This window comes from Achromobacter sp. Root170, assembly GCF_001428165.1.
Lineage (GTDB): Bacteria > Pseudomonadota > Gammaproteobacteria > Burkholderiales > Burkholderiaceae_B > Achromobacter > Achromobacter mucicolens.
Window position 1 is genome coordinate 18,999 of the sequence record NZ_LMHN01000001.1, and the last position, 24,599, is coordinate 43,597.

Here is a 24,599-nt window from a genome sequence, read left to right on the forward strand (position 1 = left end):
AGATGCGGGCAGGCCTGTCTGGTTAGTAGATGAACGACTCGATGTTTTCTCCTCCCTCCGATCACGTGGGCGGCGGGCGGGCCGACCGGTTTGTCCGCAAGCTTTTCCGCATGCTGCGTTCGCGCACGCAGCGGCACAATCAGCACCTGTGGCCGTTCGTGCGGATCTGGCGGGACAAGGAGGGCGCAATCAGCGCCTATCGTGCGTTCGGCCGTTCGTTGCGCATCACTCCCTTGTCGCAGGGCTACGACCCTGCCGACAAGGTGGTGCACCTGATCCTGAGCGGCCCTTCGATCTCCGAGATTCCGTACGACCGCATGGATATCGGCGTGGCGATGGGCGTCAATGGCTCCATCGCGCTGTCGCGCAAGTTCGACCTGCAGTTCAAGTATTACTGCATCATCGACCAGAACTTCGTGCGGGACCGCATTGAGCTGGTGCGCGATATCGTCGGGCGCGACCTGACGCTGTATGTGTTTCCCGAAGTTCTGCGCTACATCATGCAGGGCATTCCGCAGGAGCAAATCCGCTGCCGCATCTGCATCATCGAGCTGATCTCCCGGCGCGCCTACGAGCGCAGCGTTGCGCCAGCAGTGCTCAAGCGCATTGCCGCCGCCTCGCCTGATGTTGAACTGCTGGACGCCAAGCAGGGGCTGGGCTACAGCTTCGATGCGTCGCTGGGCGTGTTCGATGCCGATACCGTGGCCTATGCGGCGCTGCAGGTCCTGATGTCCGGCGGCGCGCGCGAGGTCTACGTGCATGGCCTGGACCTGACCGTGCAGGGCGGATTGCGTTTCTACGATGAAGGCGGCAAGCCGCAGACCAGCCGGCTGACGCGCAACTTTCCGAAGTTCATCGAGCCGTCGTTCCGCTTTGCGTCGCCGCTGTGGCGCGAGCGCGGGGTGTCCGTGTTCAATCTGTCTCCGGTCAGCGCGCTGTCGGCCGACATCATCGAACGCAAGGACTGGCAAACGCTGCTCAGGGACTGAGCCGCATGGACCAAAAGAAAAAGGCGCCGCGAGGCGCCTTTTCATTGGGGCATGTCGCGCGGATCAGTGCGCGCCCGCCGCCGCCTCTGCCGCGCCGCCGCCACCCGCCTTGGACGACCGCGGCCGCGCAAACCACACCAGGCCCGTCAGCAGCAGGAAGATGATCGCCGACGCATAGAACACGTCCGTCGCCGACATGGTGAAGGCCTGCGCGTTGATCATCCCGTCCACCATCGTGAGCGCCTGCTGGTGCGAGACGCCCAGGCCGTTCTGCAAGGTGTTCATGGTCTGGTCGAACGCCTGTTGGCCGGGCTTGGCGATTTCGGTCAGCTGCGCGTGATGCAGGGTCGCTCGGTTTTCCCACAACGTCGTGGAGATCGACGTGCCGAAAGCGCCCGCCGTCAGCCGCAGGAAGTTCGACAGGCCTGACGCGGCCGGGATGCGCCAGGGCTCGATGCTCGAGAGGGTGATCGACGTGAGCGGCACGAAGAACGCCGCCATCGCCGCACCCTGGATGATCGTCGGGATCATCAGCGTGCGCACGTCCGTCTGGGTATTGAACCCCGAGCGCATGAAGCAGACCAGCGCAAAGATCAGGAAGGCGACCGTGACGAGTTGCCGCGGATCGCGCGTGGCCAGCATCTTGCCCACGATGGGCGTCAGCAGGATCGCCAGAAGTCCCACGGGGGCGGTGACGAGGCCCGCATAGGTTGCCGTGTAGCCCATATTGCTTTGCAGCCACAGCGGCAGCAGCACGACGTTGCCGAAGAAGACGCCATAGGCCACCGCCAGCGTCAGTGCGCCCACCGTGAAGTTGCGGACCTTGAACAGGCGCAGGTCCACGACGGGGTGCGCGTCGGTGAGCTCCCAGATCAGGAAGAAGACGAAGGCCACGAAGGCGATCGCCGCCAGCGCGATGATGGTGGGGCTGGCGAACCAGTCCAGCTCCTTGCCCTTGTCCAGCATGATCTGCAGCGCGCCCACCCAGACCACGAGCAGGACGAGGCCCAGCTTGTCGATGGGCAGCTTGCGCGTGACCGATTCCCGGTTGCCGTAGATGCGCCAGCTGATCCATGCGGCCAACAGGCCCACCGGCACGTTGATGTAGAAGATCCAGGGCCAGGTGTAGTTGTCTGAAATCCAGCCGCCCAGCAGGGGGCCGGCCACCGGCGCCACCAGCGTGGTCATGGACCAGACCGCCAGCGCCATGCCCGCCTTGGACTTCGGAAAGCTGGCCAGCATCAGCGTCTGCGACAGCGGAATCATCGGGCCGGCCACCGCGCCTTGCAGCACGCGGAAGGCAATCAGCGCCTCGAGAGACGGCGAGAAGCCGCACAGCCAGGAGGCCAGCACGAAGAGCAGCGTGGAGATCAGGAACAGGCGCACCTGGCCGAATCGCTGCGTGAGCCAGCCTGTAAGCGGCACGGTGATGGCGTTGGCCACCGCGAACGACGTGATCACCCAGGTGCCCTGGCTGGTGCTTACGCCCAGGTCGCCCGAGATGGTGGGGATGGAGACGTTCGCGATCGACGTGTCCAGCACGTTCATGAAGACCGCGGTTGACAGGGCGATGGACCCGATGATGCGGGTCGCGCCTTCCAGAGGCGGATGGGTGCCCGGCGGGCGGGCGGCGTCGGGGGGCGCGCCGGCGCCCGCGGGCTGGGCGGCTGTGCTCATGATGCGATGTTGGCGGCGATGATCTTCGCGATCATCGCATCGACTTCATTGTGGGCGGGTTCGAAGGCGCGGGTCGACCAGGCCGGTTCCTTGCGCGCCACTTGCGTGAGCGGGGCGCCGTCGTCCTTGCCCACGTCGACTTCCACGTCCATCGACAAGCCCACGCGAAGCGGATGCTGCTTGAGGTCTTCGGGGTCCAGCGTGATCCGCACGGGGACGCGCTGCACCACCTTGATCCAGTTGCCCGTGGCGTTCTGGGCGGGAAGCAGGGCAAAGGCGCTGCCCGTGCCGGCATCCAGGCCGGCGACGGTGCCGTGGTAGGTGACCGAGCTGCCGTACAGATCGGCCACCATCTTGACCGGCTGGCCGATGCGCATCTTGCGCAACTGGCCTTCCTTGAAGTTGGCTTCGACCCAGACCTGGTCCAGCGGCACCACGGTCATCAGCGCGGCGCCGGGGGCAACGCGCTGGCCAACCTGCGCGCTGCGGCGCGCGATCACGCCGCCCACGGGCGCGGGCAGCACGGTGCGCGACTGCGCAAGCCACGCATTGCGCAGCTCGGCGGCCGCCTGGCGCACGTCGGGGTGGTCCGCCACGGTGGTGCCTTGCGTCAGGGCCTGGTTGGTCGCCAGCTTGGCCTGCGCGGCGGCCAGCGCCGCCTTGGCTTGCGCGACGCCGGACTGGGCGGACTTGAGCGCGACCTCGGCGTGCAGGATTTCCTCGCCGCTGACGCCGCCCGACTTGGCGAGCTGCTGGCGGCGCTTGACGTCGCTTTGGGCGCGGGTCAGCTCGGCCTGGGCGCGCAGGATGTCGGCATTGCGCAGGTCGACGTCGGCCGCCAGCGCATCGTTCTGCACGTAGTAGGTCTGCACCTGGCGCACGGTCTGCGCCAGCTTGGCTTGCGCCTGCTGCAGGGCGACGTCGGTGTCGGCGGGATCGAGGCGGACCAGCGGCTGGCCGGCCGTGACGGTTTCGGTATCGTCGGCTTCGATGGCGACGACGGTGCCGGGCACCTGCGGCGTGATCTGCACCAGGTTGCCGTGCACGTAGGCGTCGTCGGTGCTTTCGAAGTGCGCGCCGAACAACGCCCACCAGATGCCATAGGCGATCGCGATGACGATGAAGGCTCCGGTCGCGAGCAGCAGCAGGCGTTTACGGGCGGGATGGGTTGTGGGAGTGGCAGCGTTCATGACGTCTGAATCCGGGATCGATCAATGAATGGAGTTCGGGGCCGGCTCGGCCGGGGCCGCGTAGCCGCCGCCCAGGGCGGTGGCCAGGTTGGCGTCGAGCTGATAGGCGCGGATGCGCAGGTCCGTGTCAAGGCGCGCCTGCGTCAGCACGCCGGTCTGGGCGATCAGCACGGAGATGTAGTTGCCCATGCCTGCCTTGTAACGGTCGACGGCGAGCGCGTAGGCGGCCTCGATGGCCTCGCGCGCCTGGCGTTGCTGGGCTTTTTCCTGATCCAGCAGGCGCAGGCCGTCCAGTGCGTCGGCGACCTGGTGCGCGGCGTCCAGCACGGTCTGGTTGTAGTCCGACACCGCCAGGTCCGCGTCGGCACGGCGGCCCGCCAGGTTGGCGTTGAGTTCGCCGCCGTGGAAGATGGGCAGCGTGATCGCCGGACCGATGCCGGCCATGCGGGCGTCCGCGCCCAGCAGGTTGCCGGTGCCAATGGCCTGGAAGCCGACGAAGGCGACCAGGTTCACGTTGGGGTAGAACTCGGCCTTGGCCGCGTCGATGGTGTGGCGCGCCGCTTCGGCGCGCCAGCGGGCGGCCGTGACGTCGGGGCGATGCCCCAGCAGGTCGAGCGGAACGCTGGCCGGCACGACGCCAGCCGGCGCGGTCAGCGTCACCTGAACCAGATCCTGTCCGCGCTGCGGGCCGGCGCCGGCCAGCGCGGCGACCTGATTACGCAACTGGGCGATCGTCGTGTCGGTCTGGGTCAGTTCGACCTTGCCGGAGGCCAGCGACGATTCCGCCTGCTTGACCTCGACCTGGGTGTCCAGGCCCGCGGCGTAGCGGCCCTGCGTCAGCGACAGCACCTCAGCGCGCTGCGCGATCACCCGGTTCAGCACGTCGCGCTGCGCAAAAGCGTTCTGCAGGTTCAGGTAGGCGCGCACGGTGGCGCTGGCGAGCAGGTTGCGCGCGGCCTGCGCATCGGCGCTGGCGGCTTCCTGCTGCGACACCGCGGACTGCAGGCGTGAGCGGTTCTTGCCCCAGAAGTCCAGTTCATAGCTGAAATCCAGCGCCAGCCGGTTGTCGCTGACGACCGAGCCGCCCAGCGGCGCGGGGTAGATGTAGTCCTTGGACAGGTGCTCGCGATTGAGCGTGTAGCCTGCGTCCACCCGCGGCAGCAGCGGCGCGCGCGCGATGCCGACGGCGGCGTTGGCCTTGGCCAGGCGCGCCTGCGCGGCGCTCATCGACGGACTGTTTGCCAGCGCTTCGGTCATCAGCGCATTGAGCTGCGAATCACCGTAGCGCTCCCACCACTGCGCGGCGGGCCATTCGGTGGCCTGCCCGGTCAGCCCGAGTTTGGCGGCGTCAAGCTCGGCGACGGGCTTTGGCGCCGGCTCCATCAGCGCGCAACCGGTGAGGGCGAGCACCAATGCGATAGATAAAAGGCGTTTCATCCTGACTGTTAGCTGAAAGTAATTGATTGATCTGTATTTGCCTAGGCAACGATTATGCCAAATAAAAACCCCGGCTCCCGCTCGGGGTATGGCGTCAGCGCTCGGGGGCGGCGCCGGAGGCGGACCCGTTGGCGATCATCCGGCGCATGAAATGCATGAGCTGGGTGACTTCGTCGGTGGAGAAGCCGCGCAGGTGGTGGTTCAGCGCACGGGCGATGTTGGCGGGGATGAGGCGGGCCTTGGCCTCGCCCAGTTCGGTCAGTTCGATCTTGACCACCCGGCGGTCTTCCTGGCTGCGGTTACGGCGCAGGAGACCCTTGGCTTCCAGGCGGTCCAGCGCGCGGGTCATGGCGCCGGTGTCCATGTCGTTCAGGCGGGCCAGTTCGGCGGGCGTGTCGGCGCGGCCCAGGAACACCATGGCCAGCGGGCGCCATTGCATCGCGGTGAGATCGAGCGGCGCCATCTCCTGGTCGAGCATCCGGGTCAGGGAGTGGTAGACCAGCTTGATGAGGTAACCCGCGTTGTCTTCCGCCATGCACCGCGTGTCGTTGCGGTAATGGATGGGTGCGTCGGATGGCTCGGAGGATACGGGCGAGGGCTGGGAGGGCGCGTCAGTCATGCGCCGAATTTTACTGCCTAGTCAGTTATTGTCAAGGCTGTATTTTCGCGGGCTGCTCTGACGCCGGCGCCTGCTTGCGCAGCCCCGACCACACGATGGCTGCGACGATCAGCGCGGCGCCGGCCAGCATGCGCGGGGTGGGCTGCTGGCTGAAAAGCATCCAGGCGAACGCAATGGCGTAGACGGGTTCCAGGGCGATGACCAGCCCCGCGCTGCGGGCATTCAGGCGGGTCAGGCTGGACACGAACAGGTAATGGGACAGCCCGGTGCAGAAAATGCCCAGGAGCGCCAGCCAGAACCAGTCCAGCGCGTGCACGGCGGGCAACTGGCCGACGGCAAAGGGCACCATCACCAATGCGACCACCACGTTTTGCCAGCAGGCCACCTGCATCGGGTCCATGCCGGAGGCCGAGCGGCGGTTGCTCAAGGCGAGCAGGGCAAAGGTCAGGCCGGACAGAATGCCCCACGCCAGCCCGATGGTGCCCTGGTCGGCAAGGTCGAACGACGGCGTGACAAGCACCAAGCCGGCGGTCACCAGGCCCAGCAACAGCCATTCGGCCAGGCGGACGCGTTCGCGGAAAAGGAGTCCTTCGAACAGCGTGATGAACGCGGGAAAGCTGGCAAAGCCGAGTGTCGCGATGGCGATGCCGCCCACCTTGACGGAAATGAAGAAAGTGACCCAATGCGCCGCGAGCAGCGCGCCGGCGATCACCAGCACGAACAACTGGGCCGGCGTAAGCGCGCCCAGCAGCGGTTTGCGGCGCATGCGCGCGAAGATGCCCAGCGACACGACCGCGAATGCCGCCCGTCCCAACGTGATGACCGCGGCGCTGGCCTGGATCAGTTCGCCGAACACGCCGGTCAGGCCGAATAGCACGGCGGCAAGATGGATATAGGTGAGCGCGCGGTGTCGAGTCATGCTGCGAAAGAAGCGGATTGCATCAGAGAAGGCGTGCAATTATTTTTGCGGTGAATTTAAAATCATCGCATGAATCGTATTGCCAAGCTTACGGCGCTCCCGCTGGCGTCCAGCCGCGCTGCCGGGATCGCCATGGCGGTGCTTGGCGCGATCCTCTTTTCCGCCAAGGCCATCGTCGTCAAGTTCACCTACCGCTACGGTATCGACGCAGTCACGCTGATCGCGTTTCGCATGCTGTTCGCGATGCCGTTCTTCGCGGTGGTGGCGTGGCGCCAGTCGCGCCGCGCGGCGCGGGGCGAGATCGTGACGATGACCACGAAGGAACGCCTGCAGGTGTGCGTGCTGGGCCTTCTGGGTTATTACCTGTCCAGCTTCCTGGACTTCCTGGGGCTGCGTTACATCACCGCCAGCCTCGAACGCCTGATCCTGTTTCTGTCTCCCTCGCTCGTCGTGCTGCTGTCGGCCCTCTGGTTCAAACGCCCGATCGAACGCCGGCAATGGCTGGCCATGGTGCTGTCCTACGCGGGCGTGGTGCTGGTGTTCGCGCACGATCTGTCCTTCGGCGGGGGCAGCGAGGTGCTGTTAGGGTCTTTGTTCGTTTTTGGCTCGGCCGCAAGCTATTCTGTGTACCTCATCTGTTCCGGGGAACTGATCAAGCGGATTGGCCCGACGCGGCTGGTGGCCTATGCCATGCTCGTGTCGTGCGTGGCCTGCATCATCCAGTTCTTCGTCGTGCATCCGCCGTCGATGCTGATCCAGCCCGCCGCGGTCTACGGTTACTCGATCATTCACGCCACCCTGAATACGGTGGTGCCGGTGTTCATGCTGATGTGGGCGGTCTCGCTGATCGGGGCGCCTACCGCGTCGCTGCTGGGCATGGTGGGGCCGGTGTCGGTGCTGTTTCTGGCGTCGTGGTTCCTGGACGAGCCCATCACGGTGTGGCAAATGGGCGGAACCGTCCTGGTGCTGGCGGGGGTGTTTGCGTTGATGGGCGGCGGCGCCGCCCGCGCGCCCGCCGGACAGGACGGCAAACAATCCCCCCGGTGAAGTCTGCATTTTTGGTCAATTCGCGTTATTTCCAATGAAAGGAGGCCAGCATGGCCAGCAATCTCGTCAAGGCAATTCGTATCGAGCAGCACGGTGGTCCCGAAGTCCTGAAGCTGGTCGAGGTGGAAGTGCCGCCGCCGGCCGCCAACGAAGTCACGATCGAGCAGCACGCCGCCGGCCTGAATTTCATCGATATCTATTTCCGCACGGGCTTGTATCCCCATCCGCTGCCGCATGGCCTGGGTTTTGAAGGCGCGGGCGTGGTCACCGCCGTGGGCGCCGATGTCAAGCACCTGAAGAAGGGCGACCGTGTCGCCTACGGCCAGAGCCCCATTGGCGCGTACGCCAAGGCCCGCAATGTGCCGGCCCTGCAGGTCGTCAAGGTGCCCAAGGGCATCGGCTTTGACGAAGCGGCCGCGCTGATGCTCAAGGGCCTGACGGTGCAGTACCTGTTCCGCCAGACCTACCGCCTGCAAGGTGGCGAAACCATCCTGTTCCATGCCGCAGCCGGCGGCGTCGGGCTGATTGCGTGCCAATGGGCCAAGGCCCTGGGCGTCAAGCTCATCGGCACGGTGTCCAGCCCCGAAAAGGCGGAACTGGCTCGCGAAAATGGCGCCTGGGAAACCATCGACTATTCGCGCGAAAACGTGGTCGAACGCGTGCTTGAACTGACGGGCGGCAAGAAGGTGCCGGTCGTGTATGACGGCGTGGGCAAGGACACGTGGGAAACCTCGCTGGACTGCATCGAGCCGCGCGGCCTGATGGTCAGCTTCGGCAACGCGTCCGGTCCCGTGGCAGGCGTGAACCTGGCCGTGCTGAACCAGAAGGGCAGCCTGTACGTGACGCGCCCCTCGCTGGGCATCCACGTGAACACGCTGGAGAAGTTGCAATCGGCTTCCGAAGAGCTGTTCGACCTGGTGCTGAAAAAGAAGATCAAGGTCCGCATCGATCAGCGCTACGCGCTGGAGCAGGCGGGCGAAGCGCAGACGGCGCTGGCGTCGCGCAAGACGACGGGCGCGACGGTGCTGACGCTGGACTGATTGCAGTACTGATCGCACCACAAAGCAAGGCGGCGCCCCGTGGGGCGCCGCGACGGGCCTGGAGGACGCGCGCTGCGCGGACTGCCGGGCTTTTTTTTGATCAGCCGCCGATCAGAGCTTTTCCTCGTTGATGAGGTCTTCCTTGCCGTAGAACTTCACGCCGATGTGAATGCGCGCGCGGCCTTGCGAGCGGCGATGGCGGTTGGTGTCGCGCAGCGAATAGACGCAGCCGCAGTATTCCTGCTGGTAGAAGTTCTCGCGCTTGCTGATTTCGATCATGCGGGCCGAACCGCCGCCCTTGCGCCAGTTGTAGGTCCAGTAGATCAGATCGTCGTAACGTGCGGCGGCGCGTTCGCCGCAACCGTTGATCTGGTTCATGTCCTTCCAGCGCGAGATGCCGAGCGAGCTGGTGATGGTGTCAAAGCCATGCTCGTGGGCGTAGAGGGCGGTGCGTTCGAAGCGCATGTCAAAGCAAGCCGTGCAGCGCTCGCCGCGCTCGGGGGCGTCTTCCATGCCCTTGACGCGGTCGAACCAGTTGTCCATGTCGTAGTCGGCGTCGATGAATTCGATGCCGTGCTGCTCCGCGAAGCGGATGTTCTCCTGCTTGCGGATTTCGTACTCTTTGACCGGATGGATGTTCGGGTTGTAGAAGTAGATCGCGTAATCGATCCCGGAGGCGGTCATGGCCTCCATGACCTCGCCGGAACAGGGCGCGCAGCACGAATGCATCAGCACCTTGCTGCGGCCGGCGGGCAGGTCGAGTTTGGGGCGGACGAGTTCAGACATGGCGGTGGGGCAAAAGCGGAAAAACCCTTATTTTACGACGAGTTGCCGTCACCCCAGCACCGTCGTCCACAGTTCCCGCACCGCGGCGCGTTCCGGCTGGAGCTGATCGGGCGCCACGCGGGCCTTTTCCACGCCCTGCAAGCGCAACTGATGTTGCACACGCCGCAGGGTGCGGTAGGCGTCGCCCGACCGCGCGGCCAGCTCGGGCGGGATCAGCCCCACTTCGGCGGCCAGGCGCAGCAGCGTGATGTTGCCCAGGTTGCGCACCAGCACCGGGTGCGTGCCCGCGTGGCACAGCACCAGGTATTGCGTTACGAACTCCACGTCGACCATGCCGCCGCGGTCGTGCTTCAAGTCGAAGCGGTCCGAGGTGTTCGGATGGCCGGCATTAATTTTTTCGCGCATGGCCAGCACTTCGTCGCGCAGCGCCGCCGGGTCGCGAGGCAGCACCAGGATGTCCTCGCGGATCTTTTCAAAACGCGCACCCACGTTGGCGTCGCCAGCCGCGAAACGCGCGCGGGTCAGCGCCTGGTGTTCCCAGGCCCAGGCGTGCTTGTGCTGGTATTCCTCGAAGGCTTCGACCGATACCGCCAGCAGCCCCGCGTCGCCGTCGGGCCGCAGACGCAGGTCGGTCTCGTACAGCCGCCCCGACGAGGTCATGGTCGACAGCCAGGACGACATGCGCCGGCCCAGCTTGGCATAGACCTCCGCGGCGTCGTCGCGCGGGTCGTCGAACAGGAACACGAGGTCCAGGTCGGAGGCATAGCCCAACTCCTTGCCGCCCAGTTTGCCGTACGCAATGACGGCAAAGCGCGGCTCGGCGCCTTCGATCTTGTTCACGAGCGGCCAGGCGCGGCGGATGGTCTCGGTCAGTAGCAGGTCCGCCAGCGCCGATAACTGGTCGGCCAGCTTTTCAACGGTGAGCTCGCCTTCCAGGTCTTGCGCCAGCAGTTGGAAGCTGGCCTGGCGCTGCACGTCGCGCATCAGGTTCATCTGGCGTTCGACGTCGGGGTCGCCGTCGGGCAGGCGGCAGGCGTCCAGGTCCGCCGTCAGCTGCCGGGCGATCTGGCCGAAGTCGAGCGGTTCAAAGAGCGTGCGCCAGTCGATCAGGCTGTCGAGCAGCAATGGGTGTTGCGTCAGGTACTGCGCGGCCCAGGGGCTGGCGGCCACCATGCGCGCCACGCGCGCCAGCGTGTCCGGGTATTCGGCCAGCAGCGCCAGGTACGCGCTGCGCTGCGCAATCTTTTCAATCAGGTCGAAGAGCCGCACCGCGGCCTCGCGCGGGGCGGGCGTGTGCAGCGCGGCGCGCAGCGCGGCCGGAAGCAGGACCTCCATGCGGCGGCGGCTGCTTTCGGGCAGGCTGCGCACGCGGTGGCTGCCCGACAGCGTCTGGGCCCGGCGCAGCAGGTCGTCCGCGTCCTCGCCAAACGCCTGGCGGATCTGGTCGGTAAGCTCGCTTTCGCTGTCGGGTTCTTCCTGGCTGGACGGTGCCTCGCCCGGCGTGGGGGCAGGCGCCGCTTCTTCCTCGCCCATGCCCACCATGCGGAACACGTTGCGGAAGGTCTGCGACACGAAGTCGCGGTGCGCGGCCAGCGTGCTCTCGAATGCGTCGGGCGTCATGCCCAGCGCCTCGGCCAGGGCGGCGCGCAGGGCGGGGTCGCCGGGCAGCAGATGGGTCTGCTCGTCTTCGCGATATTGCAGCGCGTGCTCGGTGCGGCGCAGGAACCGGTAGGCCTCTTCAAGCCGGCGGGCGTCGTCTTGCGGCACCAGGCCGGCCACGCATTCGGCATGCAGCGCTTCCAGCAAGCCCCGCTTTTGCAGCGCCGGCATGCGGCCGCCGCGGATCAACTGCGCCAGTTGCACCACGAACTCGATCTCGCGGATGCCGCCGTCGCCCAGCTTGATGTTGTTGGCGCTGTCGATGCCATTGCGCGCCGACGCGCGGCGCTGCCAGTCCTGGCGGATGCGTTCGCGCAGCGCGCGCAGCGCGGCCAGCGCATCGAAGTCAAAGTACTTGCGGTAGACGAAGGGCACGCGCAGGCTTTCCAGTTGGCGGGCCTGCGCGGCGCTGTCGCTGTCTTCGAAGGCTTGCGCCGGCATCAGGCGCGCCTTCAGCCACGCATAGCGCTCCCATTCGCGCCCCTGGCCGATCAGATAGTGCTCCAGCGCGTCCAGGCTCCAGGCCAACGGGCCGGCGTCGCCGTCCGGGCGCAGGCGCAGGTCGGTGCGGAATACCTGGCCGTTGGCGTCCACCTCGGACAGCACCGGCATCATGCGGCGTGTAAGGCGGCCGTAGAACTCGTGATGGCTGATGCGGCGGGGTCCGTCGGTTTCGCCTTCCTCGCCGTAGAGCATGATGAGGTCGATGTCGGACGACACGTTCAGCTCGCACCCGCCCAGCTTGCCCATGCCCACGATCAGCATTTCCTGGGGCTTGCCCGTGGCCGGGTCGCGCGGCACGCCGTGCACGGCCGCCAGTTCGGCGGCCACGCTGCGGTAGGCGGCTGCCACCGCCATGTCCGCCAGCGTGGTCATGGCGCCCACCACTTCTTCAAGCGGGGCCTGGCCGGACAGGTCGCGCACGATCAGCACGCTGAAGACGCGTTCGCGCAGCTTGCGCAGCACCATGCGGCAGACATCCACCGGCAAAGCGGCGGTCACGGCCGTGCCGGCCAGTTCGTTCTGCCATTGCGCCATCAACGCCGGTGTGACGGGTTGTTTCACCGCTTCGTCCAGCCACGCGGCCAGATCCGGGTGAGCGTCCAGACGGCGGCGCAGATGGCCGGACCAGGCGAGGGCAGGGGCAATAAGTGATGGTTTCGACATGGTGCAAAGGGCGGCAGACGGATGGACGTGTTTCAGGTATAAGTGGGGACGATACTGCAAGACATCTCCTCCTGCCCACTGATCCGTGTCTGTTCCAAAAAAAGTGCTCCGCAGCCTGTCCTGGGCCGCGCTGACCGTCTATGGCGTTCTCGCCATCGGGTTTCTGGGCGTGCGCTATTGGGTCCTCCCGCGGGTGGATCAGTGGCGCCCTCAGATTGAAGCCTACGCCAGCCAGGCGTTGGGCGCCCGCGTAACGATCGGCGCGATCAAGGCCAACTGGCAAGGGCTCAATCCCCGGCTCGATCTCGCCGCCGTCCAGGTCTACGACGACGAGACGGATCCGGTATTGAGCCTGCCGTCCGTGTCCGCGGTCGTGGCATGGCGCAGCATCCTGTCCCTGTCGCCCACCCTGGTGCGGCTGCGGCTCGAAAAGCCGGAACTGACGCTGCGGCGGGACTCGTCAAATCATCTGTGGGTCGCTGGCCAGAATATCGACCTGAATACCAGCGACCACGCCTCCGACCTGAACCATCCCGGCCTGCGCTGGCTGGCGGCGCAGCGCGAGCTGCTGGTCAGCGATGCCACGCTGCGCTGGCAGGACGAATTGCGCCAGGCGCCCGAGCTTACGTTGGAAGGCGTCGACTTCCTGGTGCGCAACGGCAGTCTCTCGCATCGGTTCGTGCTGCAGGCATCCGCGGGGCCGGCGCTGGCCCACAAACTGGAGCTGCGCGGCGAATTCAACCGCAGCCTGTTTGCCGCCGACGCCAAAAAGCCCGCCAACTGGAGCGGCCAGATCTTTGCCCAGGTCGATGACGTGGAGCCGCTGGCCTGGGCGCCCTGGATCGACGTGCCCCGGATCGCCGGCCGCATCGCCGCGCGCGCGTGGTGGCAGCTCGACCACGGCAAGTTCACCAAATTGACGAGCGACGTCGCCGCGCGCGGCGTGTCCTGGCGCGCGTCGCCGGACGGGCCCGCCTTTCAGGGCGGTTCGGGCCAGTTGCGCATTGCCGCGCTGCCGGGCGATTTCGTGACGATCGATGGCCTGCCGATGGCGCGCAGCCCCGGCGCGGCCGACGTGACGGTCAAGGGCGCGGTGCACCAGTTGCGTGTGACCCTGCCGGGCGTCTTCGAGACGCCGACGCTGCGGGCCGACGACCTGGAGCTCGACGCCCAGGTCAAGGGGCCTGATGCGGACAATTGGTTCGTGGACGTGGCCCAGATGCGTCTGGCCAATGAAGACATGGATGTGCGTCTGCAAGGCCAGTGGCGCAAAGAGGGCAAGACCGCGGCGGGCAGCGCCGACGTGCGCGGCACGATGGTGCGCGGGTCGATGCCCGCCATCCACCGTTATCTGCCGCTCGAGGTGAACGCCGACGCCCGTGAATGGCTGGCGACCGGTTTGCCTGCCGGCCAGATGCATTCGGCGGCCATCACGCTCAAGGGGGATCTGGACGACTTCCCGTTCGGTGCGCCGGGCGCCACCGGCGAATTCGTCATCGCCGGCGCGTATTCCGGCGCGAAGGTCGACTACGCGCCGGCGGGCGAGAATCGCAAGGGCTGGCCGATGCTGGAAAACCTGTCGGGCAGTTTCCGCATCGACAAGGTGAGCCTGGCGCTGGACAGCGCGGGCGGCGCGGTGGCGCACACCGGCAAGGGGCACACCGTCACGTTGGGCGCCGTGAAGGCGGCCATTCCCAACATGGAGCATGACTCGGAACTGCGGGTCACCGGCGACACCTCGGGGCCGGTGGCGGCCTATCTGGCGCTGGCCGCGAATTCTCCGTTGGGCGAACTGCTGGACGGGGCCTTGGACGAGGCCCAGGGCACCGGCGACTGGCGCATGCCGCTCGACCTGAAGGTGCCGCTGCTCAATGCCGATGACACCCAGGTCCAGGGGCGTATCCGTTTCTCGGACAATTCCTTCACTTTCATGCCCGAGATCCCGCCGCTCAGCCAGATCCACGGCGACCTGGAGTTTTCAGAAAAGGGCGTGCAGACCAAGGGCATCCGGGCGCAATTCCTGGGCGGACCCGCCAACATCTACGGCACGCTGGCGCAGGGCACGGACGCGCTGCGTTTTGACGGCACCCTGTCGGGGCCCGGGCTGGCGCAGTTGAGCCGCGCCGCATCGATGTCGCGTTTCACCGGCCGCGCGGCTTACAAGGGCCGGCTGCTCTACCTGAAGGGCGGCGCCATCGACATATCGGCCGAGTCCGACCTGGTTGGCATGGCGATCGACATGCCGGCGCCCGCCGGCAAGCCGGCCAAGTCCGCGCAATTGCTAAAGCTGCAATGGTCGCCGGCGCAGGACCGCGGCGCCCGCGACCGGCGCTGGCTGACGGCCAGCCTGGGCGATAACGTCAACGCCTTGTTCGAACGGGACCCCGCCGAGGGCTCGGCCGCCTACTTTTCGCGCGGCGCGCTGGGCATCGGGCGGCCGGCCAGCCTGCCGGAGCGCGGGCTGAGCCTTAACGCCAGCCTGCCCGAACTGGACATGGACGCCTGGGATGCCGTCTCCGAGGGATTCAACGTGGCGCCCGCGAAGGGCCGGCCGCCTTCCAAGCCCATCCTGCCGCAGCCCGAGCGCATCAGTCTGGCTGCCGGCGCGCTGCACACCAGTGGCTACACCCTTAATGACCTGACGCTGTACGCCACGCGCCCCGCGCCGGCGCGCTGGCGCGTCGAGTTGGAATCGCGGCAGGCGGCAGGCACGCTGGAATGGCGCGAGGCGCAGGGCGCCATCGCCGGGCAGATCACCGCCCGCCTGAAGCATCTGTCCATTGCGGGCGAGGGCGACTCCAACCAGGCCGATAAGGCGCTGGCCTCCGGCAACGACCTGTCCGACATTCCCGCGATCGATCTGCAGGCCAATCAATTCTTGTTGTATGGCAAGAACCTGGGGGCGCTGCAGGTGACGGGCACCAACCTGGAGCGGGGGCGGCAATGGCGGCTGGACAAGCTGTCCATCACCAATGATTCGGCGGCCTTGAACGCCACGGGCAATTGGGGGCTTGAAGGGCCGAACCGGGGGCTGACCGTCGATGCCGTGCTCAAGCTGGAAAACGTCGGCGACTTCATGAGCCGCATCGGCTTTGAGAACGTCGTGTCCAACGGCAAGGGAACGATCCAGGGCAAGGCGACCTGGCGCAACCTGCCGTGGACGCACGATATCGCCGACGTGGTGGGCGATGTGGTCGTCAGCCTGGACAACGGCCGCTTCATGCACGTGAACTCACGCACGGCGCGCCTGTTGGAACTGCTGTCGCTGCAGTCGCTGCAGCGGCTGGCGCGGCTGGACGTCAATCCCACGAACCTGCTGCGGGACGGGTTTCCGTTCGACACCATCCGCGGCAACGTCAAGGTGGCAGACGGCACGCTGAATACCGAAGGCTACAAGATCAACGGTCCGGTGGCCGCAATCGTCCTGGCGGGCGGCGTGAACCTCGTCAAGGAGCGCTGGGACATGAAGGCGGTGGTGATTCCCAATCTGGACGCCAGCGGCGCAGCAATGGTCACCGCGCTGGCGGTCAACCCGCTGATCGGTCTGGGCGCGTTCGTCACGCAGTGGCTCCTCAAGCAGCCGCTGGCGCGCGCGATGACGATGGAATACGCCGTCACGGGAAGCTGGGACGACCCGCGCATCGAACCCATCGACGCCTCGGGCAAGGAACCGGACAAGCAGACGCCCCGGCCGGCCAATTCCTCGCCGCGCCGGATGCCGGAGTTCATCGAGCACTGAGCAGCCGCCGACGCAGGACAGGACAGCCGCCCACGAAAAAGCCGCCTCGAAGGCGGCTTTTTCGTGGGCGCGGACGGTGCGCTTACTTCTTCTTCATCATGTCGAAGAATTCGGCGTTGGTCTTGGTGGCGCGCATCTTGTCCAGGATGAATTCCATGGACTGCACTTCGTCCATGTCGTGAATGAACTTGCGCAGCACCCACACCTTCTGGAGCAGGTCGGGGGCGATCAGCAGCTCTTCGCGGCGGGTGCCCGACTTGTTCAGGTTGATGGACGGGTAGACGCGCTTTTCGGCCAGGCGGCGCTCGAGGTGGACTTCGGAGTTGCCGGTGCCCTTGAATTCTTCATAGATGACTTCATCCATGCGGCTGCCGGTTTCGATCAGCGCGGTGCCCAGGATGGTGAGCGAGCCGCCTTCTTCCAGGTTGCGCGCCGCGCCGAAGAAGCGCTTCGGGCGCTGCAGGGCGTTGGCGTCCACGCCGCCGGTCAGCACCTTGCCGGAGGCCGGCACGACGGTATTGTAGGCGCGGGCCAGACGGGTGATCGAGTCCAGCAGGATCACGACGTCCTTCTTCATTTCGACCAGGCGCTTGGCCTTCTCGATGACCATTTCGGCCACTTGCACGTGACGGGTGGCGGGCTCGTCGAAGGTCGAGGCCACGACTTCACCGCGCACCGTGCGCTGCATTTCGGTCACTTCTTCCGGGCGTTCGTCGACCAGCAGGACGATCATGACCGCGTCGGGGTAGTTGGTGGTGATGGCGTGCGCAATGTGCTGCATCATCACCGTCTTGCCGGACTTGGGGCTGGCGACGATCAGGCCGCGCTGGCCCATGCCGATGGGGGCGAAGACGTCGAGGATCCGGCCAGTGAGGTTTTCCTCGCTCTTGATGTCGCGTTCCAGGCGGATGACGCGATTCGGGTGCAGCGGCGTCAGGTTCTCGAACATGATGCGATGCTTGATCGCCTCGGGCGCCACGCCGTTGACCTTGTCCACCTTCACCAGGGCAAAGTAGCGCTCGCCATCCTTGGGGGTGCGCACTTCGCCTTCGATGGAGTCGCCGGTGTGCAGATTGAAGCGGCGGATCTGCGACGGAGAAATATAGATGTCGTCGGTGCTGGCCAGATACGAGGTTTCCGGCGAGCGCAGGAAACCGAAGCCGTCGGGCAGGACTTCAAGAACGCCGTCGCCGAAGATCTGCTCGCCTTGCTTGGCGCGCCGCTTCATGATGGCGAACATCAGTTCCTGCTTGCGCAGGCGGTTGGCGTTTTCGATTTCCAGGCCAGCGGCCATTTCGAGCAGCTGCGAGACGTGCAGCGCCTTCAGTTCGTTGAGGTGCATCGCGGTGGGTGTTGGGGGAAAAGTAAAGGAGGGCTCTGGCGGCGCGCCACGGACGGGCTCGCGCGGTACTGAATGAGCGCCGCCTATGCGGCGGCGCCCTCGGTTACAGCACGCGATTTACAACGCGCCGTCCAGGAATGCGGTGAGTTGCGACTTCGACAGCGCGCCAACCTTGGTGGCGGCAGCCTGGCCGTCTTTAAAGAGCATAAGGGTGGGAATGCCGCGGATGCCGTACTTGGTGGCCGTGCCCTGGTTTTCATCCACGTTCAGCTTGGCGATCGTCAAGCGGCCTGCGTATTCGGCGGCGACTTCTTCCAGGATAGGGGCGATCATCTTGCAGGGGCCACACCAGGCAGCCCAGTAGTCCACCAGCACCGGCTGGCCGGATTTCAACACATCGGCATCGAAGCTGGCGTCACTGACGTTCTTGATTTGGTCGCTCATGATGGTGATTCTCGGTTCGGCAGCAAAAGGCGCGTTAAGACGCGCCTTGCCGTTGTTCTTGTTTGTGGAATGGACTTAAGCATACCACTGTCAATAACAACAGGCATACCACTGTTAATAACAACAGGGTTTGCAGGATTTTGTGTAGGATGTTGCGGCGCAGCTGTCGCGATTCGGTCGGTCAAAGTCCGGAACGGCGGTTGTGACTGTCATCATCCTACCGAAATCGGACCTGGTCAGGTCGTGCGCATCCCACCCGGAGCCGCGCAGAATCTAGGCTTGTCCGTAAAATGTCGGTTTTTTTCCACAGATGTTGGGGATAACTTGGCCACTCCACGTTACAACGAGGCGTCCATCCGCGTCCTGAAGGGGCTGGAACCCGTGCGGCAGCGCCCGGGCATGTACACCCGCACCGAAAACCCCCTGCACGTCGTGCAGGAGGTCATAGATAACGCCGCAGACGAGGCTTTGGCCGGCTACGGCAAACAGATCCAGGTCACGCTGCACGCCGATGGCAGCGTGTCCGTCGAAGACGACGGCCGCGGCATTCCCGTCGGCCTGCATCCCGAAGAAAACGCGCCCGTCGTCGAACTCGTGTTCACGCGCCTGCACGCGGGCGGCAAATTCGACAAGGCCGGAGGGGGCGCGTACGCCTTCTCCGGCGGCTTGCACGGTGTCGGCGTGTCCGTCACCAACGCGCTGGCCACCCGCCTGGAAGTCGTCGTCTGGCGCGACAACGCCGTGAGCCGCCTGGTGTTCAAGGGCGGCGATGTCGCCGAGCCCCTGGCGCCTTACGACCAGGGCGGCCGCAAGAAGTCCGGCACCCGCGTGCGCGTCTGGCCGGACGCCAAGTATTTCGACAGCCCCAACATTCCGCTGGGCGAGCTCACCCACCTCTTGCGCAGCAAGGCCGTGCTGCTGCCGGGCGTGAAGGTCACGCTCGTCAACGAGAAAACCGGGGACACCAAGACCTGGCAGTACCAGGACGGCCTGCGTGGCTACCTGGCCGAGGCCCTGGCGGGCGCCGAGCTGATGGTGCCGTTCTTCGAAGGCGCTCAATACGCCGGCGCCGACCACGAAAACTTCGCCGAGGGCGAGGGCGCCCAATGGGTGGTGGCCTGGACCGAGGACGGCAACGCGGTACGCGAGTCCTACGTCAACCTCATTCCCACGCCGGCCGGCGGCACGCACGAGTCCGGCCTGCGAGAAGGCCTGTTCGGCGCCGTGAAGGGGTTTGCCGAGCTGCACAGCCTGCTGCCCAAGGGCGTGAAGCTGCTGCCCGAAGACGTCTTTGCCCGCGCCAGCTTCGTGCTGTCGGCCAAGGTGCTCGATCCGCAATTCCAGGGCCAGATCAAGGAACGCCTGAACAGCCGCGACGCCGTGCGCCTGGTGGGCGGGTTCTCCAAGAGCGCGCTCGATCTGTGGCTGCACAGCAATGTGGAATACGGCAAGAAGCTTGCCGAACTGGCCATCAGGCAGGCGCAGGCGCGCCAGCGTTCGGCCCAAAAGGTCGAAAAGCGCAAGAGCTCCGGCGTGGCGGTCCTGCCCGGCAAGCTGACCGACTGCGAGTCCAGCGACGCCACGCGCACCGAGGTATTCCTGGTCGAGGGCGATTCGGCCGGCGGCTCGGCCAAGATGGGCCGCGACAAGGAATTCCAGGCCATCCTGCCGCTGCGCGGCAAGGTGCTCAACTCCTGGGAAGTCGACCGCGACCGCCTCTTTGCCAACAACGAGATCCACGACATTTCCGTCGCCATCGGCGTGGATCCGCACGGTCCCAACGATACGCCCGACCTGTCCGGCCTGCGCTACGGCCGCATCTGCATCCTGTCGGACGCGGACGTCGACGGCTCGCACATTCAGGTGCTGTTGCTGACGCTGTTCTACCGGCACTTCCCCAAGCTCGTCGAGGCCGGCAACGTCTACGTCGCCAAGCCGCCGCTGTTCCGTCTGGACGTGCCGGCGCAGGGCAAGCGTCCCGCCCGCAAGATCTATTGTCTTGACGAAGGAGAGCTGGAGGCCGCGCAGGACAAGCTGCGCAAGGAAGGCGTGCGCGAAGGCGCGTGGGCCGTCAGCCGGTTCAAGGGCCTGGGCGAAATGAACCCCGAGCAGTTGTGGGAAACCACCATGAATCCGGACACGCGCCGCCTGCTGCCGGTGGGCTATGGCGACCAGACGCCCGATGACACCACCCGCATGTTCGACATGCTGATGGGCAAGGGCGAGTCCTCGCAACGCCGCGCGTGGATCGAGGAAAAGGGCAACCTGGCGGAGCTCGACATCTGATGACCGCCACCGTGCCCGGGCAAGCCCGCATGGTCGTCGACCTGACCGCCGACGACTACGCGGATTTCGCCGCCTATGTGTACAAACGGCCGGAACTGCGCCGCCGCCGTTACCGGTCCCATCTGCGCTTCGGCGTCCTGATGATCGTGGCCTTGCTCGCCTACCTGATCTGGCAGACCTGGGACGGCAAGGGGCCCAACTGGGGCGCGCTGCTGCCGGTGTATTTCCAGGGCTTGGCGGTGGGCCTGGGCATCCTCGCGTTGCTGGCCCTGGCGTACGAATACGTGCTTCCCGGCCTCGTGAAGATGAACACGCGCCGCATGCTGGCCAAGCAGCCCGACACCCTTTACCTGGGGCGGCACGAGCTGGACTTCGGGCCGGACGGCGTCACGGACACCACTGCCACCGCCTCCGGGCACATGGCGTGGTCCGATGTGCGGCGGGTCGAGGAAACCCCCGAACACCTCTACGTCATCCTGGGCACGTTGCAAGGCGTGATCATCCCCAAGCGCGGGCAGGACGCCTCCACGCTGCAGGCCGTGCGCACCCAGATGCGCGCGCATGTCGCCGACACGCAGTTTTTGGCCCCGTCCGCCTGAGGCGCATTGACGCCGTTTCGATGAAATTGTCTACCTGAATACAACATGACCGACACCAATCAACCCGGCCTGTTCGACTCCAATCCGCCCGGCGGCGACGGCGATGGCAACGCCGCCATCACGCTGGCGCGCTACGCGGAGCAGGCCTATCTGGACTACGCGGTGTCCGTGGTGCGCGGCCGCGCGCTGCCCGACGTGGGCGACGGGCAGAAGCCCGTGCAGCGCCGCATCCTTTTCGCCATGCAGGCGATGGGGCTGGGCTCCGGCGCCAAGCCCGTCAAATCGGCGCGCGTCGTGGGCGACGTGCTTGGTAAGTACCATCCGCACGGCGACCAGGCGGCGTACGACGCCATGGTCCGCATGGCGCAGGACTTTTCGCTGCGCTATCCGCTGATCGACGGCCAGGGCAACTTTGGTTCGCGCGACGGCGACAACGCCGCCGCCATGCGTTACACGGAAGCGCGCCTCACGCCGATCGCCAAGCTGCTGCTCGACGAACTGGACGAAGGCACGGTGGATTTCGTGCCCAACTACGACGGCAGCCATCAAGAGCCGCAGATGCTGCCGGCGCGCCTGCCCGTGATGCTGCTGAACGGCGCCTCGGGCATCGCCGTGGGCATGGCCACCGAGATCCCCCCGCACAACCTGCGCGAAGTCGCGCAGGCCTGCGTGGCGCTCATCAAGCAGCCGCAGTTGCCCGACGAAGAGCTGTACGCCATGATCCCCGGCCCGGACTTCGCGGGCGGCGGCCAGATCATCACCCCGGCGGCCGACATCGCGCAGATCTACAGTGTGGGCCGCGGGTCCCTGAAGGTGCGCGCGCGCTGGCAGTTCGAGGAACTGGCGCGTGGACAGTGGCAACTGGTCGTCAACGAGCTGCCGCCGGGTACCTCGGGCCAGAAGGTGCTGGAAGAAATCGAGGAAATCACCAATCCCAAGGTCAAGACGGGCAAGAAGAGCCTGACGCCGGAGCAGACGCAGGCCAAGGCGGTCATGCTGAACCTGCTGGATGCGGTGCGCGACGAATCCGGCAAGGACGCCGCCGTTCGTCTGGTCTTCGAGCCCAAGACCTCGCGGGTCGACCGCGACGAATTCGTCAACACGCTGCTGGCGCAGACCAGCATGGAAGGCAGCGCCAGCATCAACCTGGTGTGCATCGGCACCGACGGCCGTCCGCGCCAGAAGGGCCTGCGCGACATCCTGGTCGAATGGCTGGCGTTCCGCACCAACACCGTGGTGCGCCGCACGCGCTTCCGCCTGGACAAGGTCATTGACCGCATCCACGTGCTGGAAGGGCGCATGGTCGTCTACCTGAACGTGGACGAGGTCATCCAGACGATCCGCGAATCCGACGAGCCCCGCGCCGCGTTGATGCAACGCTTCAAGCTGTCCGAACGGCAAGCCGAGGACATCCTCGAAATGCGTTTGCGCCAGCTGGCCCGCCTGGAAGGCTTCAAGATCGAGCAGGAACTGGCCGACAAGCGCAAGGAACAGGTCTCGCTGCAAGAACTTTTGGACAACCCCACAACGCTCAAGCGCCTGCTGGTCAAGGAAATCGAAGCCGACGCCAAGCAATATGGCGACGAGCGCCGCACGCTGATCGAGACGGCCGAGCGCGCCGTGCTTGAAACCAAGGTGCTGGACGAGCCTGTCACGGTGATCGTTTCGCAAAAGGGCTGGCTGCGGGCCCGTCAGGGCCATGGCCATGATGCCGCGCAATTCGGCTTCAAGCAGGGCGACGATCTGTACGGCGCCTTCGAGTGCCGCACCACCGACACGCTGATCGCGGTTGGCGACAACGGCCGGGTCTATTCCGTGCCGGTGTCCGGCCTGCCGTCGGCGCGTGGCGACGGCCAGCCGGTCACCACGATGATCGACCTGGAATCGGGCACGCGCATCGTCCACACGATCGCGGCCTCGGCCGACAGCCGCTGGCTGCTGGCAACGCGCGGCGGCTACGGGTTCGCGGCCAAGCTCTCCGACATGGTCAGCCGCCAGCGGGCCGGCAAGCAGTTCATCACCCTTGAGACGGGCGACGAACTGCTGCGTCCGGTGCCGTTGTTCGCCGGCGCCCAGCAACTGGCGCTGCTGTCGCAAAAGGGCAAGTTCCTGGTCTTCGGCCTGGACGAAGTGAAGTCGCTGGCGGGCGGCGGACGCGGCACCATCCTGATGGGGCTGGACGGCGCGGACAAGCTAGATCAGACCGTGCCGATCGGCACGTTGGGGCTGCGCGCCACCGGCATCTACCGCAACAAGATGACCGAGGACATCCTGGCGGGTGCGGACCTGGCGGTCTACGTCGGCAAGCGGGCCCGCAAGGGGCGCGCACTGGACGTGCGGCCCAAGCAGCCGTTGCTGTCTCCGGTGCTGGGTTGAGGCCTGCCCGCCGCCTGACGCAGCAAAGGCGCGGCGGCGCACGCGTCTTGCGCCGCCGGTATGCGATCCGGGGGCGGGCATGACCGGCGGCCACGCCGTCCGGCCGCGGCTTGCCCACGTCGATGCCCTGCGCGGCTTTGCGCTCTTCGGCATCCTGGTGGTCAACATCGGCGTGTTCGCCTTTCCGTTCTATGGCGGGGGCGTGGCCGATCCGGTCTATTCGCGCCCGGTCGACGTGACGGTCCGCTGGCTGATCGCCTGGTTGTTCGAGACCAAGTTCTACCTGCTGTTTTCCTTCCTGTTCGGCTACAGCTTTACCCTGCAGATGACGGCCGCCGAACAGGCCGATGCCGCCTTCGCGCCGCGCTTCCTGCGCAGGCTGGGGGGCTGGCTGTCCTGGGCTTTGCGCACGCCATCCTGTTCTACCAGGGCGACATCCTGGTGACCTATGCCTTGCTGGGCTTCGCGCTGCTGCTGTGCCGGCGCATGGATCCGGGCCGTGCGCTGCGCGTGGCGCTGTGGCTGATCGCGCTGGCGTCGGCGGTGTGGGCGATGCTGGGCGCACTGACATTCCTGGATCCGGCGCCTGCTGGATACGCCGCGCTGTACAAGGCCGAGGCGCTGGCCTCCATCGAGGCGTATCGCGGCACCATCGGCACCACGATCGCGCAGCACATCAAGGAGCTCACGGAAACCATCTGGTTCACCGTGCTGCTCGTGCAGGGGCCTTTCGTCTTTGCCATGTTCCTGGCCGGATATGCGCTGGGGCGGCGCAATGCGCTGGCGGACCCGTGGCGCTCGCGCCGCGCGCTCGGGCTGCTCTGCGCGCTGGGCCTTTTGCCGGGCCTGGCCGGCGCCGCGGCCTACGCGACCAGCGCATTGCCGCAGGCGCGCGTGGTGTGGGAACTGCCGGGATTGGCCGTGGGCCTTTTCACAGCGCCGCTCTTGAGCCTGTCGTACGGTGCGGCGTTCCTGCTGGCACTGCGCACGGGGCCGGGCGAACGCCTGGGGGCGTGGCTGGCGCCGGCGGGACGGATGGCGCTGAGCAATTACCTGATGCAGTCGGTCGTCTGCGCATTCCTCTTCACGGCATGGGGCTTGCGCCTATACGCTGCCGTGCCGCCCCTGGCCGCATTCCTGGTCGCGGTGGCCATCTTTGCCGCCCAGCTGCCGCTGTCCGCATGGTGGTTGCGGCGGCACGCCTACGGACCCGTCGAATGGTTCCTGCGCGCGCTCACGATCGGTGCCTGGCCCCCCTGGCGCCGAGCGGCGCCAGGCTGACC

At 66.3% G+C, this 24,599-nt stretch carries 16 protein-coding genes and 1 pseudogene; 8 read left to right on the forward strand and 9 right to left on the reverse strand.

Features of this window, described 5'->3' with window-relative positions; translation table 11 throughout:
• Window positions 1-29: 29 nt before the first annotated feature.
• Entirely contained in the window at window positions 30-989 is a 960-nt protein-coding gene (locus tag ASD87_RS00090; protein ID WP_056315594.1) for a hypothetical protein, read from the forward strand.
• Window positions 990-1,052: 63 nt separating this feature from the next.
• On the opposite strand, the gene ASD87_RS00095 is transcribed toward ASD87_RS00090, so the two are convergent.
• The 5 genes from ASD87_RS00095 to ASD87_RS00115 all read right to left on the reverse strand — a co-directional run bounded on the left by ASD87_RS00095 (window position 1,053) and on the right by ASD87_RS00115 (window position 6,831).
• Window positions 1,053-2,666 carry a DHA2 family efflux MFS transporter permease subunit gene (locus ASD87_RS00095; protein WP_056315597.1) on the reverse strand — a complete coding sequence of 538 codons (1,614 nt, stop codon included), beginning with the start codon at window positions 2,664-2,666 and terminating at the stop codon, window positions 1,053-1,055.
• Window positions 2,663-3,856, reverse strand: a complete 1,194-nt coding sequence (locus ASD87_RS00100) for an efflux RND transporter periplasmic adaptor subunit (protein ID WP_056315600.1) — start codon at window positions 3,854-3,856, stop codon at window positions 2,663-2,665. Before ASD87_RS00100 ends, ASD87_RS00095 begins: the two co-directional genes overlap by 4 nt.
• A gap of 21 nt (window positions 3,857-3,877) precedes the next feature.
• Window positions 3,878-5,293, reverse strand: coding sequence for an efflux transporter outer membrane subunit (locus tag ASD87_RS00105; RefSeq protein WP_056315603.1), 1,416 nt, complete (start codon window positions 5,291-5,293; stop codon window positions 3,878-3,880).
• Window positions 5,294-5,387: 94 nt separating this feature from the next.
• Window positions 5,388-5,912, reverse strand: coding sequence for a MarR family winged helix-turn-helix transcriptional regulator (locus ASD87_RS00110; protein ID WP_056315606.1), 525 nt, complete (start codon window positions 5,910-5,912; stop codon window positions 5,388-5,390).
• Between the two features lie 31 nt (window positions 5,913-5,943).
• Entirely contained in the window at window positions 5,944-6,831 is an 888-nt protein-coding gene (locus tag ASD87_RS00115) for a DMT family transporter (RefSeq protein WP_056318575.1), read from the reverse strand.
• Between the two features lie 69 nt (window positions 6,832-6,900).
• Between ASD87_RS00115 and ASD87_RS00120 the strand changes: the two genes are divergently transcribed.
• Window positions 6,901-7,878 (forward strand): DMT family transporter, encoded by a 978-nt coding sequence (locus tag ASD87_RS00120; RefSeq protein ID WP_056315607.1) that lies wholly within the window; start codon window positions 6,901-6,903, stop codon window positions 7,876-7,878.
• 50 nt (window positions 7,879-7,928) lie between these two features.
• Window positions 7,929-8,918: a quinone oxidoreductase gene (locus tag ASD87_RS00125; RefSeq protein WP_056315608.1), complete on the forward strand. Its 990-nt coding sequence runs from the start codon at window positions 7,929-7,931 to the stop codon at window positions 8,916-8,918.
• A 111-nt stretch (window positions 8,919-9,029) separates the two neighbouring features.
• Here ASD87_RS00125 and ASD87_RS00130 read toward each other — a convergent pair whose 3' ends face one another.
• Together ASD87_RS00130 and glnE are read right to left on the reverse strand one after the other, a co-directional pair.
• Window positions 9,030-9,704, reverse strand: a complete 675-nt coding sequence (locus ASD87_RS00130; protein ID WP_056315609.1) for an epoxyqueuosine reductase QueH — start codon at window positions 9,702-9,704, stop codon at window positions 9,030-9,032.
• Between the two features lie 48 nt (window positions 9,705-9,752).
• Window positions 9,753-12,530: a bifunctional [glutamate--ammonia ligase]-adenylyl-L-tyrosine phosphorylase/[glutamate--ammonia-ligase] adenylyltransferase gene (gene glnE / locus ASD87_RS00135; RefSeq protein ID WP_056315610.1), complete on the reverse strand. Its 2,778-nt coding sequence runs from the start codon at window positions 12,528-12,530 to the stop codon at window positions 9,753-9,755.
• Window positions 12,531-12,633: 103 nt separating this feature from the next.
• Between glnE and ASD87_RS00140 the strand changes: the two genes are divergently transcribed.
• A complete protein-coding gene (locus ASD87_RS00140; RefSeq protein ID WP_082586158.1) occupies window positions 12,634-16,269 on the forward strand; it encodes a YhdP family protein in 3,636 nt (1,211 codons plus the stop codon).
• Window positions 16,270-16,351: 82 nt separating this feature from the next.
• On the opposite strand, the gene rho is transcribed toward ASD87_RS00140, so the two are convergent.
• Both rho and trxA read right to left on the reverse strand, forming a co-directional pair.
• Window positions 16,352-17,611, reverse strand: a complete 1,260-nt coding sequence (gene rho / locus ASD87_RS00145) for a transcription termination factor Rho (RefSeq protein WP_043541410.1) — start codon at window positions 17,609-17,611, stop codon at window positions 16,352-16,354.
• Window positions 17,612-17,728: 117 nt separating this feature from the next.
• Window positions 17,729-18,055, reverse strand: a complete 327-nt coding sequence (gene trxA, locus ASD87_RS00150; RefSeq protein ID WP_056315616.1) for a thioredoxin TrxA — start codon at window positions 18,053-18,055, stop codon at window positions 17,729-17,731.
• A 324-nt stretch (window positions 18,056-18,379) separates the two neighbouring features.
• Between trxA and ASD87_RS00155 the strand changes: the two genes are divergently transcribed.
• The 4 genes and pseudogenes from ASD87_RS00155 (at window position 18,380) to ASD87_RS00170 (ending at window position 24,597) form a co-directional block, all read left to right on the forward strand.
• On the forward strand, window positions 18,380-20,341 hold the full coding sequence (locus tag ASD87_RS00155) for a DNA topoisomerase IV subunit B (RefSeq protein ID WP_056315617.1): 1,962 nt from the start codon (window positions 18,380-18,382) through the stop codon (window positions 20,339-20,341).
• Window positions 20,341-20,940, forward strand: coding sequence for a YcxB family protein (locus tag ASD87_RS00160; protein WP_056315620.1), 600 nt, complete (start codon window positions 20,341-20,343; stop codon window positions 20,938-20,940). Before ASD87_RS00155 ends, ASD87_RS00160 begins: the two co-directional genes overlap by 1 nt.
• A gap of 45 nt (window positions 20,941-20,985) precedes the next feature.
• Window positions 20,986-23,316, forward strand: a complete 2,331-nt coding sequence (gene parC, locus ASD87_RS00165) for a DNA topoisomerase IV subunit A (RefSeq protein ID WP_056315622.1) — start codon at window positions 20,986-20,988, stop codon at window positions 23,314-23,316.
• Window positions 23,317-23,395: 79 nt separating this feature from the next.
• Window positions 23,396-24,597: pseudogene (locus ASD87_RS00170) on the forward strand (DUF418 domain-containing protein).
• The last annotated feature ends 2 nt before the right edge of the window (window positions 24,598-24,599 follow it).

Coding starts and splice junctions, on each gene's coding strand:
- parC (WP_056315622.1), top strand. CDS start 20,986: ATGACCGACACCAATCAACCCGGCCTGTTCGACTCCAATCCGCCCGGC.
- ASD87_RS00100 (WP_056315600.1), bottom strand. CDS start 3,856: ATGAACGCTGCCACTCCCACAACCCATCCCGCCCGTAAACGCCTGCTG.
- ASD87_RS00160 (WP_056315620.1), top strand. CDS start 20,341: ATGACCGCCACCGTGCCCGGGCAAGCCCGCATGGTCGTCGACCTGACC.
- ASD87_RS00110 (WP_056315606.1), bottom strand. CDS start 5,912: ATGACTGACGCGCCCTCCCAGCCCTCGCCCGTATCCTCCGAGCCATCC.
- ASD87_RS00090 (WP_056315594.1), top strand. CDS start 30: ATGAACGACTCGATGTTTTCTCCTCCCTCCGATCACGTGGGCGGCGGG.
- trxA (WP_056315616.1), bottom strand. CDS start 18,055: ATGAGCGACCAAATCAAGAACGTCAGTGACGCCAGCTTCGATGCCGAT.
- ASD87_RS00115 (WP_056318575.1), bottom strand. CDS start 6,831: ATGACTCGACACCGCGCGCTCACCTATATCCATCTTGCCGCCGTGCTA.
- glnE (WP_056315610.1), bottom strand. CDS start 12,530: ATGTCGAAACCATCACTTATTGCCCCTGCCCTCGCCTGGTCCGGCCAT.
- ASD87_RS00125 (WP_056315608.1), top strand. CDS start 7,929: ATGGCCAGCAATCTCGTCAAGGCAATTCGTATCGAGCAGCACGGTGGT.
- rho (WP_043541410.1), bottom strand. CDS start 17,611: ATGCACCTCAACGAACTGAAGGCGCTGCACGTCTCGCAGCTGCTCGAA.
- ASD87_RS00105 (WP_056315603.1), bottom strand. CDS start 5,293: ATGAAACGCCTTTTATCTATCGCATTGGTGCTCGCCCTCACCGGTTGC.
- ASD87_RS00095 (WP_056315597.1), bottom strand. CDS start 2,666: ATGAGCACAGCCGCCCAGCCCGCGGGCGCCGGCGCGCCCCCCGACGCC.
- ASD87_RS00130 (WP_056315609.1), bottom strand. CDS start 9,704: ATGTCTGAACTCGTCCGCCCCAAACTCGACCTGCCCGCCGGCCGCAGC.
- ASD87_RS00120 (WP_056315607.1), top strand. CDS start 6,901: ATGAATCGTATTGCCAAGCTTACGGCGCTCCCGCTGGCGTCCAGCCGC.